Origin of the sequence: Lujinxingia sediminis, assembly GCF_004005565.1 — a bacterium.
In the GTDB taxonomy this organism is placed as follows: domain Bacteria; phylum Myxococcota_A; class Bradymonadia; order Bradymonadales; family Bradymonadaceae; genus Lujinxingia; species Lujinxingia sediminis.
The window spans coordinates 179,652-197,432 of record NZ_SADD01000008.1 but is presented as its reverse complement, the minus strand read 5'-3'; the positions used below and the strand labels follow the sequence as shown (position 1 = coordinate 197,432).

At 65.7% G+C, this 17,781-nt stretch carries 7 protein-coding genes; 3 read left to right on the top strand and 4 right to left on the bottom strand.

Going from position 1 to position 17,781, the window contains the following annotated elements; translation table 11 throughout:
* Positions 1-173 precede the first annotated feature (173 nt).
* A complete protein-coding gene (locus tag EA187_RS14280; RefSeq protein WP_206524371.1) occupies positions 174-2,174 on the top strand; it encodes a heavy metal translocating P-type ATPase in 2,001 nt (666 codons plus the stop codon).
* 769 nt (positions 2,175-2,943) lie between these two features.
* On the opposite strand, the gene EA187_RS14275 is transcribed toward EA187_RS14280, so the two are convergent.
* From EA187_RS14275 to EA187_RS14265, 3 genes are all read right to left on the bottom strand, one after another.
* Positions 2,944-9,858 (bottom strand): LamG-like jellyroll fold domain-containing protein, encoded by a 6,915-nt coding sequence (locus EA187_RS14275; RefSeq protein WP_127780709.1) that lies wholly within the window; start codon positions 9,856-9,858, stop codon positions 2,944-2,946.
* 133 nt (positions 9,859-9,991) lie between these two features.
* Positions 9,992-10,648 carry a hypothetical protein gene (locus EA187_RS14270; protein WP_127780708.1) on the bottom strand — a complete coding sequence of 219 codons (657 nt, stop codon included), beginning with the start codon at positions 10,646-10,648 and terminating at the stop codon, positions 9,992-9,994.
* A 569-nt stretch (positions 10,649-11,217) separates the two neighbouring features.
* Entirely contained in the window at positions 11,218-11,907 is a 690-nt protein-coding gene (locus EA187_RS14265; protein WP_127780707.1) for a hypothetical protein, read from the bottom strand.
* A 371-nt stretch (positions 11,908-12,278) separates the two neighbouring features.
* Between EA187_RS14265 and EA187_RS14260 the strand changes: the two genes are divergently transcribed.
* Complete coding sequence (locus EA187_RS14260; protein ID WP_127780706.1) at positions 12,279-13,988, top strand: sigma-54-dependent transcriptional regulator; 1,710 nt, start codon at positions 12,279-12,281, stop codon at positions 13,986-13,988.
* Positions 13,985-17,002: a serine/threonine-protein kinase gene (locus EA187_RS14255; RefSeq protein WP_127780705.1), complete on the top strand. Its 3,018-nt coding sequence runs from the start codon at positions 13,985-13,987 to the stop codon at positions 17,000-17,002. The genes EA187_RS14260 and EA187_RS14255 overlap by 4 nt, the downstream gene beginning before the upstream one ends.
* 87 nt (positions 17,003-17,089) lie before the next feature.
* On the opposite strand, the gene EA187_RS14250 is transcribed toward EA187_RS14255, so the two are convergent.
* Positions 17,090-17,383, bottom strand: a complete 294-nt coding sequence (locus EA187_RS14250) for a hypothetical protein (RefSeq protein ID WP_115606843.1) — start codon at positions 17,381-17,383, stop codon at positions 17,090-17,092.
* Between the last annotated feature and the right edge of the window lie 398 nt (positions 17,384-17,781).

Here is a 17,781-nt window from a genome sequence, read left to right as displayed (position 1 = left end):
TTGACCGCCGCGAAGCTAAGCACCAGCGCGTCGTCCGCATACCCCTGTAGATCCTCACGAATCGACCCACATCGCAAACCCCGGCGCCCCAAAACCACCCAACCACCCAACCACCCAACCACAAAGCGAACCCCGAAACGCCCCAGACGCCCCCCCTACACCGCGAGCCCCCCATGCCCCACGACCACCACGCCAAACACGACGCTCACGACAAACACGCCGGCCACAGCGTCTCCATGTTTCGCGACACGTTCTGGCTGAGTCTTCTGCTCACGCTGCCGGTGGTCTTCTGGTCGGAGCATATCCAGCATCTGCTGGGCTACACCGCGCCGAGCTTTCCGGGTTCGTCGTGGATCGAGCCGGTGCTGGGCACGGTGGTCTTCTTCTATGGCGGGAGGGTCTTTTTGAAGAGCGCCTGGGGAGAATTGAAATCAAAACTCCCGGGCATGATGACCCTGATTTCGCTGGCGATCACCGTGGCGTTTGTCTTCAGCGTGGCGGTCGAGCTGGGCTTCGACGCCTCGCCACTGTGGTGGGAGTTGGCCACGCTGGTCACGATCATGCTGCTCGGCCACTGGATCGAGATGCGCTCGATCGCCAGCGCGGAAGGCGCGCTCAAGGAGCTCGCAAAGCTCCTGCCCGACAAGGCCATGCGCATCGTCGAGGGGGAGCGCGAGGAGGTCAGCGTCGACCAGCTCTCCCCAGGCGACCTGGTGCTGGTGCGTCCCGGGGAACGGATGCCCGTCGACGGTGCGGTCGCCGAGGGCGAAAGCAGTGTGAATGAGGCGATGATCACCGGGGAGTCGGAGCCGGTGAGCAAGCGCAAGGGCGACGAGGTGATCGCGGGCACCGTCAATGGCGAGGGCTCGCTGCGCGTGAAGGTCGCGCAGACGGGCGAGGACACCAAACTCTCAGGGATCATGCGCCTTGTGGCCGAAGCGCAGGACTCCAAATCGCGCTCTCAGGTGCTGGCCGACCGCGCCGCGCGCTGGCTCACCGCGGTGGCCATTGGCGCGGCGCTCATCACGCTGGTCGTATGGCTGCTGGTGGGGGCCTCCATCACCTTCACCGTCGTGCGGGTGGTGACCGTGCTGGTCATCGCCTGCCCCCACGCCCTGGGGCTTGCGGTGCCCCTGGTCGTGGCCATCTCCACGTCGATGGGCGCGAGCTCCGGGCTGCTGGTGCGGGATCGACGAGGGCTGGAGGAAGCCCGAAACCTGAACGCGGTGATTTTTGATAAGACGGGGACACTCACCCTGGGGGAGTTTCGCGTCGTCTCGATGCGTGTCGCCGAGGGACTCAGCGAGGACGAGGCGCTGCGCATCGCGGCGAGTGTGGAGGCGGAGTCGGAACACCCGATCGCACGCGGGATTGTGGAGAGCGCGCGGGAGCGAGGTCTGGAGGTTCCAGACGCCCGGGACTTTCGGAACATCACGGGCAAAGGCGTCGTGGCCACCGTCGATGGTCAGGAGTACCGCATGGGCGGGCCGAGGATGGTCGAGGGCCTGGAGATGCCCGACGCGCTGCGCGAAGCGGCCGCCGAGGCCGGAGAGAACGCCCGGACGGCGATCTATCTCATCGATGGCGAGCGGGCGGTGGCGCTCTTTGCCGTCGCCGACGCGATTCGCGAAGAGAGCTTCGAGGCGGTAAAGGCGCTCCACGACCGAGGCATCGAGGTGGCCATGCTCACCGGCGACTCCCGGGCGGTGGCCGACGCGGTGGCCCGGGAGCTGGGTATCGACCGGGTCTTTGCCCAGGTCCTGCCCGAGGACAAAGCCGACAAGGTCAAAGAGCTCCAGAGCCAGGGCAAAACGGTCGCGATGGTCGGCGACGGCGTCAACGACGCCCCGGCGCTTGCCACCGCCGACGTGGGCGTAGCCATTGGCGCGGGCACCGACGTGGCCGTGGAAGCAGGCCACATCGTGCTGGTGCGCTCCGACCCCCGCGACATCCCGCGGATTGTGGCGTTGTCGAAGGCGACGCGGCGAAAGATGGTGCAGAACCTGTGGTGGGCGGCGGGCTATAATATTGTGGCACTCCCCCTGGCGGCGGGCGCGGCCTACGCATGGGGGATTCTGCTCTCGCCGGCGGTGGGGGCGGTGCTGATGTCCGCCAGCACGATCATCGTGGCGTTGAACGCCCAGTTGTTGCGACGCGTGAATCTGGAGGGGTGAGGCGGAGCGTTCCGGCATCTGAGGGAAAATTTTCGCCCGGGGGGCGGATCCTTCCGCCTTTTTGTAATGCACGACCACGAAAGAGGCGGAACCTTCCGGCATGTGGCGCAAATTTTTCACCCGATGGGCGGATCCTTCCGGCATGCGAGGGAAAATTTTCGCGCGGGGGGCGGATCCTTCCGCCTTTTTTTGATGTACGACCACGAAAGAGGCGGAGCCTTCCGGCATGTGGCGCAAATTTTTCGCGTGGTGGGCGGAACCTTCCGCCTTTTTTTGATGTACGACCACGAAAGAGGCGGAACCTTCCGGCATGTGGCGCAAATTTTTCACAAGGTGGGCGGAACCTTCCGCCTTTCGAGAGAAAAATTTCGCCCGGGGGGCGGATCCCTCCGCCTTTTTTTGATGCACGACCACGAAAGAGGCGGAACCTTCCGGCATGTGGCGCAAATTTTTCACAAGGTGGGCGGAACCTTCCGGCTTTCGAGGGACATGCATCGCTTTGGGGGGCCTGGGCTCGGGCTCGGGCTCGTACTCGAAAGGCGTGAGCCGCCGGGGGTGCACTCAAATCGACCCGCATCGCAAACCCCGGCGTCCCACAACCACCCAACCACCCAACCACCCAACCACAACGCGAACCCCATAACCCGAGCGCAGCCAGCGTCGTTCTGGGGCGCTCGGCGGCGCAAACCCCGGCGTCCCACAACCACCTGACCACACAACCACCTGACCACAAAGCGGACGCCCCCCAACGCCCGCTCCCCATTTTATTTTACACCAGCCCCTCCACCTCCCGAGGCGCCCCGGCGCTCCGGGCCTGGCTATGCAACGACTGCCGCCCCTCCGGGCCGCCTTGAGGTGCCGGCGGCAGAGGCAGCGCACCGCTGGCGTAACCATTGAGGCAGTAGTCGACCACCCGGCGCATCAGCGTATCGAGCTGGCGGGCAGCCGCTTTGTTGGGGATTTTTCCATCGGCATCGGGGCGAGCCTGGTCGAGGAAGGTGCGCCACCAGGGAACGATGCCTTCGAGCACCGAGTCGGGGTAGCTGCCATCGACACGCGGCGGGTTGATGACCGCGCTCACCGCCTGCCCGACCTCAATGGGGGTGGGGGCGTCGTTCTGGCCGAGCTGCTCCTGGATCAGCATCAGCAGGTCTTCGTTGCCCTCCAGGTTATGGGGCAGCCGGGCGGTGTCGACCGCCGAGGTGACGGGGCGAGAGGCGGTCTTGGGCGGCTCACGGTGGACGTAGGTGACGCGGTGGAGCACGCGCCAGACGGGGTTATTGAGATTGATCTCGCGCATCGCCCGGGCGGTGGGGTCGTTGGAGAGCTGCAGCCACTCGCTGTCGACGATCGACTGGAAATCGGTGGCGTTTTTGCGCTCCGGGGGCAGGTAGTAGGACATGAAGCGGTACATATGCACTTTGCCCGGCGCGGTGCCCTCGCGGTAGGCGCCCGGGGCGCTGCCGTAGTCGGGGGTGCCGCTCGGGTCCCAGGCGCGCAGGTAGCCCTCGCCATCGACCGAGACGTTGAGGCTCATGCCCTGTGAGAGGGAGTGGTCTCGCTCCATCGAAACCTCAACATGGCCACCGGCCATCAAATCAAACCCACCTTTGACCACCGGGGCCTGAAAAGACACCGCGATGCCTCCGCCACCCCCGATCTGATTAAACCCGCTGTACACCTTCGAGGAGCTTGCAGCGTAGGACATCGACTCAGCGTGAAGTCCCCCGTCGGCCGACCAGACATAGCGGTTGACGATACCCTGGGCAGGCATGGCAATGGAGCGCTCTTCGGCGGGCTCAACGTCGAAGTTTACCGGCATGCGGGCGGCCACATCGCTGAGATCGGTGCGGGAGGTGCGCCCACGTGTCGTGATGTCGATCTCCAGCATCTTCGCACGGGCCTGCTGAGCACGCTCCTCAATGCGACTGGCGAGCGCGTAGGCCTGCACCGGTTTGAAGTAGCTGGCGCGCCCGGGCGGGTCGCCGCCACGACGGGGGTCGTCCACAAGACCGATGCGCCCATCAAGCGAGCCGGCGTGCGTGTAGCCGTCGCGGATCGGGAAGATCAGGATGTTCTGATCCGGCGGAATCGCCGGGTTGGGAAGCACGATCGTACCCACAGCCGCCCCGGTGGGTCGGTAGGTCATCGCGTACATATCGGCGGTGAGCGACTCCACCAGCGCGTAGCCCACGTTGCTGACCTCAAACCTGCGGCCCACCTCGGGGTTGAGGTAGTTCTCGGGATTTGGCTCAAAGGGCTCCCAGTCGCCGGTGACGCCCTGGGTATCCTCCGTGGTGCGATTCCACTGTGCAGAAAGCCCCTCAGCCTCCTCGCGTCCGGACTTCCAGTTCACGGTTCCCTGGAAGAGCACAGAGGTCTCCGCAGAGACGGCTTTATCTATGATAAACCCTTTGAGTGTTCCCAGCTCATAGGACCAGTAGGGGCCCAACTGCGCGCTCACATCCAGAAAGACCGAGCGCGTGGTGGACGACTTAAAGGAGATCGACTCCGACTCCGCCCGCGAGAGCGTCACTTTGGTGGTGTCCAGATACTTCATGAAGGGACCACCGCCCGGCGAGAGGTAGTAGGGGCGAGTGAGGTTCTCGGAGGGCACCGGCGGGGCGCCCTCGATGTAGCCGATCAGCGTGGGCTCGGTCTGCACCTGGCCGATGTAGGTCAGCTGCAGCTCGCCAAGGTAGAGGGGCTCGAGCGGGGAGCTGTTGGCGTCGAGCATCACCGAGCGGTGAAGCGCCGAGCGCGGTCCGGTCTCGGTCTGCTCGCTCATCGCATAGGCGCCCACGCCGAAGCGTCCGGTGGCCGAGCGATGGTAGAAGCTCACCGTTTCGCCGTAGACGTTGCGAATCGCGCCGCCCTCGTTGGAGATGGGCACCGGCTGCTCCGAGAAGCGCGCGGCCCCGGGGATGGGGTCGGCGTTGTTGCCACCGCCGGTGATATCCAGACCCTCGCGCTGCGCAAAATCCCAGCCCGCCAGAAGCCCCACTTCATCGCCGACCAGCGGGGAGAAGCGCCGCGAAGCGAGCTCGGTGGGGGTCATCACCCGACTCCAGAGGGAGAGGCGGCCAAACGCGCCCTTAAAGCCCTGCTCGGACTGATTCACCGGGCGTCCCAGCGCGAACTGCGCCGTCTCGGTGTTCGCTGGCGAGGCGTCGGGTTTGATCAGCAGGCCGACGTTGGCGCCGTTGATCACAAACTTCACCTCGCTGGTCGCCCGCATCGCCGCCCAGGGTGCGGAGGTGTTCAGCGTGAAGTCGCTGCCGCTGATGATGTCCGCGGCCACGCGCCCCTCCTGCTCGTGGAAGTTCCACTCGGCGGTGAGCGTACGGGGTCGCGTCGGCATGTTGTCGCGGGGGTACTGCTCGGAGAAGATCTGGCGGGTGTCCTCCCAGGCGCTCCAGAAGCGCAGCCGACCGACCGTCCCCCGGAAGAAATTCTGCCCGGCGGTGAAGTCGCGCTCGGTGGGCGGTACATACGCCCGTCCCAGGGTCACCGAGCTGGTGGAGCCCTGCACCGGCACGGTGGTCACGTCGCTGAGCGTTTTGGTATCGCGCCCGACCTGAATCGGCGCGCTGCCGCCGTTGACGCCGTCGACATAGAGCTCCAGCTCGGCCACCCCCTTGAGGTCATCGTCCTGGGAGGCGTCGACGCTGCGGTAGCGTGCCGCCACGTGGTGGGTCTTGCCATCGAGCATGTTGACGCCCGAGCTGGTGATGCTGACCTTGTGGCGCTCGCCACTCATGGTCTGAGTGACGACCACGGTGAAGACGAGGTTGCCCTCGGTGTCGACCTCCAGTTTGTAGGACTGATCCTCCGGGCTGAGATCGGAGGCCCACTGCGAGAGGATCGTCGCTTTGGCCGAGATCGGCTCGGGCATCACCACCCAGGTATCGAGCGCAAAGGCCAGCCCGGGCTCAAACTCCACATCGGTGCATTCGGCCCAGTCGTAGCGCTCCAGGGCAAAGCGATCCGGCGGGTTGAGCTCCAGCGCCCCGCCCTTCTGCAAGGTGAGCGCGATATGGTTCCAGCGCCCGCTGATGACCACCCCGGCGGCCTCTTGCGCCGGCAGGCCAGCCACGCTGGCGATCAGCGAGAGCTTGGCGTTATCGGGGACCATATCCACCGCCTGGTCCGACGATTCGGTCAGCTCACAGTCCCAAAACTCGCCGGTTTTCCGAGCGATATTACGCACATACTCCATGCCATCACGGGTCTCCAGGGCCGCCAGGGGCCAGGCGCCGAGAAGTGCGTCCTCATTCCCGGTGAGGCTTCGGAACCACTCGGCACGAATCTCACTGATGCTGCGCGCACGACCCCAGTAGCGCACATCAAAGAGCTCGCCGAAGACGCTGGCGCCCTGGTCGTCGTTGCGCCCCAGGATCATGTAGGAGCCCGCCGTGTCCATAAACTCCAGCTCGGGGGACTCGACCATCAGGATGCCGTCGACAACCACGGTCAGCTGCCACGTCCCGGAGGTGGGGTTACGTCGACCCACCACCGCGACATGGTTCCAGGAGCTGGCTCCGTCGCTGCCCATCGGCAGCGGGCTGGGGGTGCGCACGTCGGGGTTGAACTCAAAGTCGGAGTTCTGCGAGCGCACCACAAGATGGCGCCCGCTATCGAGACCGATGGCCAGGAGGTCTCCGACGCCCGGGTGCTGAATCTGCACCACGCCGCCCAGGGGCGGGTGGCTGCCGCTGCCGGCCGGCGCGGGCCGGTCGTCGGGCTTGACCCAGAACTCCCAGGTGAAGTCGCTGGTGGGCGTAAAGTCGGCGTTCTCGCTGGTGCCCGACATAAAGAAGGAGGAGTCCTGGGTGTCGGGCTGCTTGTCGTACGACGCGAAACTGAGCACGTCAGCCCCGGCCAGGTTCACGCGGTAGTCGGCCTCGGGGGCACCGGCCGGGAGGTCTTTTTCCTGATGGAAGGTCACCAGCCGCCGCATGGCGCTGCCTTCGGGCCTGATCCAGCCCTCCAGAGTCCAGGCGTGTTGCGGGGCGAGCGCGAGGGCGCGGGGAATCGGGTCCTGTCCGGTGTGGACCGGGACGCTCATGCTCTCGGTCGACTCGAAGGCCAGCGCGATGTTGGGCGTCTTGCGCAGCCAGCGCCCGCCGTGGGCCGGGTCGGAGGCCTCGACCAGCCCGAGCATCCCGCGGGTGGTGTGGCGTTTGAGCGCCGCCGCCGTGTTTTTCACAAAGGCCGGCGCGCCATCGTCCGGGGTGGGGCCATCGGCATAAAACCCGATCATCTCGGTCAGCGCGAAATCCCCCTCATAGATATGCCCCTGCGTCACGGCCGAGTGCTCCCCGCTTTGAAGGGTAACGCTGGAGGCGTTGAGCTCGGGCATCAGCAGGTCGAAGAGGGTCGCGCAGCCCCGCAGGTCGAGGCGCGGGCGCGGCGCCGAGGTCGGTCGCACCCGACCGCCGGCGCCCTGGCTGTTGATCGCGAGCTTGAGCGCAGCGAAGTCCGCGTTTTGCCCCAGCGCCTCCACAAAGGCGTGCACCTCGGCGGGCAGCCCCTCCACCAACGTCGTATTCTCACCCAGGGTAAAGCTCACATCGAGGCGATCGGAGCCGGCCGAGGCACGCGCCACGGCAATGGTCATCCCCGAGAGGTCGCCGGCATCGGGTTTGGGGATGAAGAGCACGCTGGCCGGCAGCGCGTTGGTGTCGGTCTCCAGCGCAAAGAGCAGGGTCGTGCCCGGGCCCGGCACATAGTCGTAGACGCCGCTGTCGGCCGCCCCGGAGAAGATGTCCTGATAGGCGCCGGCGTGCTGGGGCAGATCAGGCCAGACCAGGGTGATCGGTGTGGACTCACTGCCAAGGTGCAGGGTGGCGCGGCGGCGCTGCAGGGAGTCGCCCTGCTCTTCAAAGGTCACACGGCCGAGCGCGAGCTCCGAGCGCGTCGTCACAAAACTCGCCACCGGGTTCAGACGAGGGTCGTTGACCTCTCCGCCCCACCCCAGGCCGTTGAGGCGCAAAAGGGGCAGGCGCACCAGGGGCTGATCGCCGTTGTAGTCATAAAAAACCCGCGCCCCGGAGAGCGCTGCCGGGTCGGCGGCATCATCGGTGGCGCGACCGTTCACCGTGGCGTGAAAGGCGCTGACCTCCCTCGGAACCCCCTGCCAGCGCTCGTTCGACCAGCCCAGCTCCACCGGATAGGTGATGCGAAGGTCGCAGAGGTCGGAGTGGCCGGCCACATCCTCCACGCTGATCTGCGCGCCCTCCATCAGGGGGCCGCTGATGCGCGAAATCATGTAGACCGCACCCGCGGGCTGCTCGGTGGAGGTGGGATGATCCCAGTCCAGCGCGATGAGGGTGCGGCTGGTGCGCGTATCAAACTGCGCCACCATCGCCTGGGGAAGATCGGGATTGAGCGCCCCCCAGGTATCGAGCACCTGCTCCGGGTCGGGGTTGGGTCCGGCGTGGTAAAGGTGCAAAAGCCCATCCTCGCCCACCCAGAGCAGCGGATCGCGCTGGGCCTTAACCTGACCGAGCGCGACCTTGCTGACCATCAGCCCGTCGACCACGCTCACCGTGGCGGGGAGCTGCTCGGGGGTGGGAAACGCCGGCGAGTCGTGATCGGGGGTGAAGGTGTGGGAGGCGGCGTCGAAGGTGCCGTCGATCAGGACCACGGCCTGATCTTCGGCCGGGAGCGCGGCGATGCGCCCCTCGATGGTGAGCCCGAAGTCATAGACGACCATGCAGGGCTCCAGGCCCGGGGCGCCGGCGCCAAAGGCCAGCATCAGACGCCCGGCACGCTGCACCTCCACCGGGATCCCCCCATCGCCGACCACCGGCTCCTGCTCCGCCCAGAAGGCCAACGTGGGGGCGAGCTCTTCGGGGGTAAGCGCCACCTCGCTGCCCGCCAGGGTGGGTTGCAGCAAGGGCAACACAAAGGGCTTCTGCCCCAGATCCACATCAAGGCCGTCGCTCTCCTCAAAGAAGAAGAGCTGCACGCCCTGCGTGCTGGCCACGGCCACATACCAGCTAAAGAGCTCATTATTCTCGGTGGGCACCCGCGCCACAGCGAAGTGGCCATGCTCGGCTCCCTGCACCCCGATAAGCTCCAGAGTCGGGGTCAAAAATGGCGAGCCGGCCGGGTCGAGCGCCCCGCGGGTGTCGGTGTCGCCGGCGGGCACATCGCGCACGCCGCTGCGCTGAAAACGCACCTCCCAGGCCGGGCTGAGCGCGTAGCGGCTCTCCTCTTTATGGTCGACGCCCTCCACTTTGCTGGTCGAGAGCATGAGCTGATCCACATAGAGGGTGCCCGAGGTGGAGGGGCGAAAGATCAGCATGTAGCGGTCGATCACCACGATCTGAAATGTGGCGTCGGCCGGGCTGGCCTCCACGCTCTCCGCTTCCAGGGTAAGCAGGTCCATGCCCGCCAGACGCAGCTCCCGGCGCGCGGCGTTGGGCAAGCGCTGCCCGTGAATCACCTCGCGGGCGCTCTGCGAGAACCCGTAGCGATACCAGCCGTTCCACTGCGGTGGCTCGTCGTTCTCGGCCGCCTCTCCCGGGTCGAGCACCTGAAAGTAGATCGTGTCGCAGATGGTGTCTTTCTCGCGGGCAAAGGCCACGAGTTTATTCTGCAGGTTCACAATGACCGGCTCGGTCAGAGTAACGCCCCAGGCGTTTGAAGAAGGTCCAGCTCCAGGTGTCTCAGTCATGGCAGTCCTCATCGGGTCAGCGCGTGTCATGCGGGTCGTGGGAGAGAGGCAGCAGCGGGCGCAACGCGCCCGCTGCCGCCGCACCGGGCCGCTCTCTCCGAGAGCAGGCCCGGCGCGAGGTCGTCAGGCACCATCAGGCCTTATTCACGACCACGGTCGGGCGCATGTAGGTGTAGGCTCCAGCGCAGTCATAGCCCGCCTCGGTGTCACGCGCCGACACCCGGTACATCTTGGCGTTCTGCCCGTTGACCGCCACAGTGAAGCTATGAATCGCCTTGCCATGGAGGTGGTAAGATATGGTCACCATGGTCTGGGGATCGATCTGGTAGGTGACGTCTCCCCGGCACCCGATCACCGAGGCCGTCGAGCTCTTGGCCTGGAAGATGTATTCGGTCTGGCCGGTGGGCAGATCCTGGACCTTGATGTCGATCACGCCGTCTTCGACGTCAGCACCGGCAAAGATCAGGGTCTTGCCGGAGTTGTTCTCCATGGTGACATCGACGTGGTTGTAGCCCGGCCCCAGCTCGTCGTAGGCGGTCTTGTCGTGGGCCTGGCGCAGCCGACCCACCAGATCCTGAATCTTGGCCACCGACATGCGCTCGGAGGGCTCGCGGATTGCCACGGTGAGCAGCTGACTGGCGTTGTCATAGCTGTAATCCATCGGGACACCATGCACCGTGGCCACGCCCGAAGTGGTGTCGCCTTCCACAAGGCCGTGACCTTTGAAGTGGTCGGTCACATAGCTCATCTCTTCGGGGGTCACGCCATCAAAGGTTGCTTTTTCAGACATCTCAGACTCCTGCTCATACGATGGGTCAGTACGACGCCGTGAGCCAACGTTGACGCCATGTCTGCTGCATGGAGAGCACCCTGAGCTGCGTTGCAAATCCTCGACGATGCTGAAGCATCGCCTGCGTTTTGCGCCTTGCTCAGGTCCCTCTCAATCTCGCATCCAAAGGCGTCACCATGGCCTCACGGCGTTGCAACTTGAAAAAGGTGGCACCATGCCGACCTCTCCACCCCCTTGAGCAACAGGTGTTCCAGCGCAGAAAAAACACAAAAAACAAACCCACAAGAACCCAAAAACCCCTTCAACATCAGCAGGATAAACCACACATATCTTTTCTTAGCGCGGAGCTTCCCCGGCGAGGGCCCCTTGCAGGCGTGTCATCTCAAGACACTCGTTTTCGGGGGCGTGTCACGCGTCAACACCTCCGCCTTTCGGGGGTATGCGTAGGGTGGTTTTCGAGATCATGGCCCCCCGGAGATGAGTCGTCTCAACGAGGTGGCGAGCCATAAAAAAAACGCACGCCCGGATGGGCGTGCGTTTCAACACTTGCGTCTCAGGCTACCGCACGATCAGGCTTTTTCGATCTTCACCGTCGGGGTCATCTCCAGCCAGGGACCACGGTCGCTCTCGCAGACACACCGCGTGCCGGTGCCGGTGACGGTGGTCTTGTAGCGAGCCGCGTTGACGCCCTTGAGCATCGCGCTGCACTGGTGAAAAAGCTCCCCCTCCAGGAAGTAGTCGATGATCAAAAAGGTCTGCGCATCGATCTGGTAGGTCACACTGCCCTCGGCACCGACCACGCTCCAGGTGGCGCTGCGCGCCTCAAAGGCCAGAACCTCGTCGCCAGCGGCGATCCGCGACTCGATGACACGGGAGACGCCCTTGGTCACGTCGCGCCCCGAGTTCACGAGAAGGTGGCCGGAGGCGTTGTTGATGGTGATCTCCACGTGGTTATCGGCGGCGGGAAGTTCACTCGCCACGCTGCCCAGAAGGCCCTCGGGGCGGAAGCGTTCGCGCTCGACCACCGCGCGAATCTTCGCCGGGGTCACGATCGTCGAGGGCATCAGAAGCCGAATCTCCAGCGTTTTTGACGCCTTATCGTAGGCGTAGCTCAGCGGTGATCCCATCACGACCATCGCGCCGCTCGTGGCGGGGTTTTTGATGTAGCCAAACGATTGCAGAAAGTGGAACACCCGCTCTGCCTCTTCCAAACTCAGGTTTTCAATCACGACTGCGTCTGTGCTCTGCGTCTCGGACATCGCTTACTCCTTGATCATCGGGTTGCGTCCATGGGGGGAATCCTGAGGCCGCGCCTTTCCACGGCGTAGTTTCATCCTTCGCACAGAGCGTTCCAAACCCGACCGGCCGACCCCACAAATCAACAAAACGACCTGAAAACAGGCACTTAACCCCCCAGATGAGCCATCCTCGACCTGTTCCAATGACGTCGAATGAGCGCGTCAGCGTCCGCTCCTGACGCCCCGAAACGCTTCGGTGTCAACGTGTGACGCCGGGGGTCGACCTCAACGAATTCAAAATGCGCTCTTGCGCAGCTGCGCGTGGCAGATAAAGCTTAGGTATCAACTCAAGCCTTCCTGGATGCTCCCGCCAACGGTTGTGGTCACCGACGATGTACATCTATCTGCGCAGCGCGCTCGCCAGGCTGAATCAGGCCCAGTCCTTTGAAGCCGGTGCCGACGCGCTGCTCGACGCGCTCCAGGGGGGCTTTGAACGTGCACATCCCGGGCGCGACGCTGCGCTTCATCAAAGCGCGGTGCATCTGCGCACCGACCAGAGCTATGTGAGCCTGGTCACCCGAAACGCCTCGCCATCTACGACGCCCACCTGCGAAGGAGCCCGCTCCGCGGAGCTCTGGAACTGGACCCGGCGCTTCGGCCGCTCCTTCATCGTCGACACGCGCCTCCATCGCCTCCGGCTCACCGATGACACCACCGAGGGCGGCTGGCTCGACCTGGGTGGGGAGTCCTCACCACTTCCCCTGACCGCCAGCGTGGTGCGCTTTCTGGAGCAGGAAGCCACCCACCTGCTCGTCATTCCCCTGTGCACTTCGCAGAGCGCACTGGCGGGCATGATCACCCTGGAGTTCTGTGCCCCGACCTACACCGGCGAGTTCTTCCCGCCGCAGGCCGGCATCGAGGCGCTGGAGAGCTACGTCGAGCTGCTCGCCCACGCCCTCTTGCACCTTCCCGTCAAGGTCCCCGGACCGACTGAGACGCTGAGAGACGATCCTCTGCTGCCGGTGGTCGGCCGAGCGATGGCCCCCCGCGTCAACCTCCTGAAAGCGTTTGCCCATCACGACGAATGCCTGCTCATCGCCGGCCCCACCGGCTGCGGCAAGTCGCGCATCGCGCGCTGGTGTCACAGTCAATCGCGCCACGGTGACGGGCCCTTCGAGGTGCTCGACCTGCTCACCGTCCCCGAAGCGATGCAGATGGCGCATCTTGTGGGCTGGCGCCGCGGGGCATTCTCCGGGGCCACCTCCCACGTCGATGGGGCGGTGACCCGCGCCCGGGGCGGCACCCTTTTTATCGATGAGATCGACAAACTCTCCCTGGAAACCCAGGCCGGACTTCTGCACCTGCTTGAAGAGCGCAGCTTTCAGGTGCTTGGAGAGAGCGGTGGTCGCCGCCAGGCCGAGGTGCGTTTTATCGTCGGCACCAACGCCGATCTGCAGCACGAGGTCAGCGAGGGACGCTTTCGCGAAGATCTCTACTACCGCATCAACGTGCTCCCGGTGGAGCTTCCTCCCCTGGCGGAGCGCAGCGATGAGATCGCCGCCTGGGCCGCGTTTATGCTCCGGCGCTGCGCAAACGACGCCGGGGCCGGCGCCTGGAGTTTCACCCCCGAGGCGCTACGCACGCTGGAGGCCCAGCGCTGGCCGGGCAACCTGCGCGAGCTCGACAACGTGGTGCGCCGTGCGTTCATCATCGCCCGCAGCCGTCCGGAGCCCGAGGGCGCTCACACCATCCCACCAGGCGTCGTCGAGCGCGCCCTCTCGCTGGGAGGGCGCCCCGAACGCACCTCCATCAGCGCCCCCCTGGAGCAGGCCGCGCGCGCCTTTATCCACCTGGCGCTGCGCGCCCGCGAGAGGGGCATGCCCGCCGGCGGTCTCGACCTCGATCTGAGCGAAGCCTTCTCGGCCTATATCATTGAGCAGGCCGTCGCCTGGACCGACGACAAAGCCGAGGCCTTCTGCCTCCTGGGCTGCGCGAACCTGGTCGAACACAAAAACCACCACCGCCGCTACCGCCGCGCGCAGGAGGCCGTCGCCGCCTTACTCCGCGCCGAGTCTGACATCCTCCAGGAGCCGCCGCGATGAGTGACGCCGGCCTTCCCCCGCGCTATCAGGCTCTGCAGACCTATGCCCATACCGGACGCAGCCGAACGCTGCGGGCTCGCGATCGGAAGAGCGGGCAGGAGGTCGTGGTCAAACTCTTCGATCCGCAGGGCTCGCCATGCAGCCGGGCCTGGCGCGAGGCCGCCATTCTCAGTCAGATCCGCCATCCGGGCGTCGTTCCCCTGCTGGACGAGGGACGTATCGGGGCGGTCGACTTTCTGGTCACACCGCACCTCGACGGCTCGCCCTTTCCCGGCCGAAGACCGCTGCGGGCCGGGGAGTTGGAGCGTCTGGCCCGGACCCTGGCCGATACCCTGGCACACGTCCACGCCTGCGGCGTGGTCCACGGCGATCTCAAGCCGGACAACGTCCTGGTCGATGAGGATGGCCACTGCACGCTGATCGACTTCGACCTCTCACCATTGCCTCATGACGACCTGATGAGCACCCCGGCCGGTGGCCTGACCGGGAGTATGGCCACCATGTCACCGGAACAACTGCGGGGGGCCCGGGCCACCGCCGCCTGCGACTGTTACGCGCTGGGTGTGATGCTCTTTAAGGCCGCAACCTCCTGCTGGCCACACCCGCTTGAGAGCCGCGCCGCGCTGATGCGCGCGCGCCTGGCCAGCCCGAGCGTGGCGCTTAGCCCCCTGGCCATTCCGATCGCCGACGAGCTTCAGACGGCCATCGAAGGCCTGATGCACGCCGAGCCCCACCGCCGCTTCGCCCACCTCGACGCCCTGGTGGCCCGCGCCTTCACCAGCGAGAGCGATGCATTAACCGAGCTCTGGTTGCGCGCCAGCGGCCTGAACGAGCTCATCCCGACCCTCGCCGCACCCGCTCGCCAGACGCTCTGCGGCGAGCCCTCCCTGCACCCCGATGACCTGCACGCGATGCTGCGCGTCGCCCTCACCATGCGCGGGCCCTTCTTTGAGTTCCTGCAGGGCAGCCTCCCCTTCGAAAGTCTGCCCCCCGCCTGGCTGGAAGATATCCCCGATACCCTGCCTCTTGAAGAGGTCCATCGCGTCTGTCTGGAGAGATTGAAGACGCATCTACACCACACCCCGGCTCTGGTGCGCCGTGCTCACCTGGACGCCTGGAGCCTGCAGCTGATCGACGAGCTTCCCGCGGATCTTCCCCTGATTGAGATGTGTGACGAGGGCCCGGCCACCCACACCCTCTGCGCGCCCGGGCCCGCCGAGCTCGAAGTCCTCTTCGAGGGCTCCAACCGCATCTTTGGCGTGCCTCATCGCGCGGCTGCACTGCTGGCAAGGCGCAGCGCGGGTCGTCTCGGGGGCATGGCCGCCCTCCTGCAACTCTGGCGCCGCCAGGGCATGGGCTCCTGGAAGGGCTCTCGTTTTGCCATGTCGCTGGCCGCCCTCGAACATCTCGAAGCCCAGAGCACCCTCGCCAGCCACCTTCCCCCGGCCCCCGAGGCGCTCCCGGAGCCGGACGTGGAGCTCCTGCGCTGGGTGCAGATCGCTGGCGAGTCGGCCACCCTCCCCCGCCTTGCCCTGTGGCTGGGCCAGCCCGGCTGGAGTGTGCGGGCGCGCCTGAACGCCCTGCACACCCGACGCCTCCTCCACCTCGACAGCGACGAGGCCGTACACGCCCGCGTCAGCCTCATCGGCGCGATGGAGCCCGCAGCGCTCAAGCCCTACCACCGCGCCGTCGCCGAGGAGATGGAGCCCGGCCAGGCCTCGCGCTTCTTTCATATGTTGCGCTACGCCAGCGATGAGGTCATCGCGGCCGAGGGGTTGCGCACCGCCGAGGCTCTCGACGACCAGGGGCGCAGCGATGAAGCCATCGCCGTGCTTCGACACAGCCTGCGCGCGGCTCTTCTCACCGACAACGCAGAGGCCATCACCCGGGTGCTGGAGACCTGGGCGGCCCAGGCTCTTGCCAGCGCCAGCCCCACTCGCAAGGAGGCCTGGCTTGCCAACGTGGAGCGCCTCCCCGCCCACCTCAGCGAGCCCTTGGGCCGCCTGATTGAGCTCGTGGCGCTTGCCCGCCACTGCTGCCGCGCCCGCGCCGCCGACACCATCGCCCCGCTGCGCGCACTCGGCCCCTTTGCATCGCCCCGGCTCGAACTTCGCCGCCAGATGTTCATCGCCCGCGCCTGCAAGGATCTCTCCATCGAGGCCTTTGCGGACGCCCTGGACGCCATGCGCCCCTGGGCCGGCAAGCACCCCGACGCCGAGGTTCGCGGCAGCTTCGTGGGGTGGCAGGCGATGCTGGCCTTTCACCGCCACGACTTTAAGCGCGCCGCCAACCTCCACGCCCGCGCCGCGCAGATCAAGACTCGCCCCAGCGCTCGCCAGGCCTCCCTCCTGGCCGAGGCCATCGCGCGCATGGAAGCCGGCGACTTCGAACGCTCCCACACCCTGGCACGCGCGCTCATCACCCAGGCCCACGCGCCCCATCAACCCCACCATCTTGCGCGCATTCATAACCTCATTCGCACCAACGCGTACCGCCTCGGTGAGCCCCTTGGGCCGGAGCCCGAGCGCGTCGACGAGCTCGCCATGCTGGCGATCCCGGAGCTGCGCGCCCTGACCGCGCTCACCGAAGCTGCCATCGCCTGGAGGGCCGGGGAGAACCCGCTGGCGCGATCGCTCTGCGAGGTCGCCCGCGAGGACTGGGAAAAAAGCGGACACCGCCCCGGCGCTGACCTGGCCCGGACCTTCTTCGCCTTTTTACACCCCGGCGATCCTCACACCGCCCTCTCTCTGGCGGCCAGCCTTCACACGCACGCCCCTCCTCGCATCGCCCTTCAGGGCTTCGCCATGCTCGCCACCTCCCTCGCGCCCACGCCCTACCCCTGGCATGAGGCCGCCCACCGCTGCCTGCGTGAACTCCCCGACACGCCACGGCACCGACGCATGGAAATTCTCAGCGTCGATGAATGCCTGCGTCTGCTCGAGAGCTCACGAGCCACGGAGAGGTCGTTCCGCTCCCCCCCACCAGGGCTCACCAGCGCGCCGGCAGAGGCCTGAGGCTCCGCGCCACACACAAAAAAGCCCGGGAGGCGCGCCACTTCATCGGCGAGCCTCCCGGGCGTTTATCTCAGAACGTAAAATCCCTCAGACCTTCCAGGGCTGGTACGTCTCGTTGATCTCCCAGCTCGACGTTCCCTCCCCAAGCTCCCCCATCTTCTCCACCCAGATGTAAAATTCCTTCTCATTATGAACCCCCGAAAGGGTCATTGGATTGAACGTCACCGGCGCGGAATGCGGAAGCGGGAAGGGAATCCCTTCTCTCAGCACCATATACGAATCAAGCATATTTCCCCCGGGATTATTGACCCAGAAATACCCGGAGAGCTTTCCATCAAGTTCAATCTCCCAGGGACCACCATCGAGTTGAAATACAGGCATGCTTTTCCTCATCGGTCGAATGACTTCATCCACTCTCGGCCTACGGAGCAGGGATCGGGCTCATACTTAGCGCGGGCGCTATGCTGCCGAAGACATGATTCGTAAACCGGAGTCGCCACCCTGACATCGCCACCGGAGAGGGTCAAGTCAGCGCCGCATAGGAGAGCGACGTCCTTACGCACCTTGTGTACCGGTCACGCTCCCTCGCGTCACAACAAGCCATCGACGTCGGCATCTGTTCAGCCGCTCTCAATTCAGCAGACACGGCGTCAACGACAGCTCAGTGCGTCGTCATGCGCTCCCTGCCCAAAAAGCGCTCCCTGCCCAAAAAGCGCTCCCTGCCTGACTCCCACCTTACTTCCCGGCCCCACCTTGCCAGCCAGCCCGCCCGCAGGCGC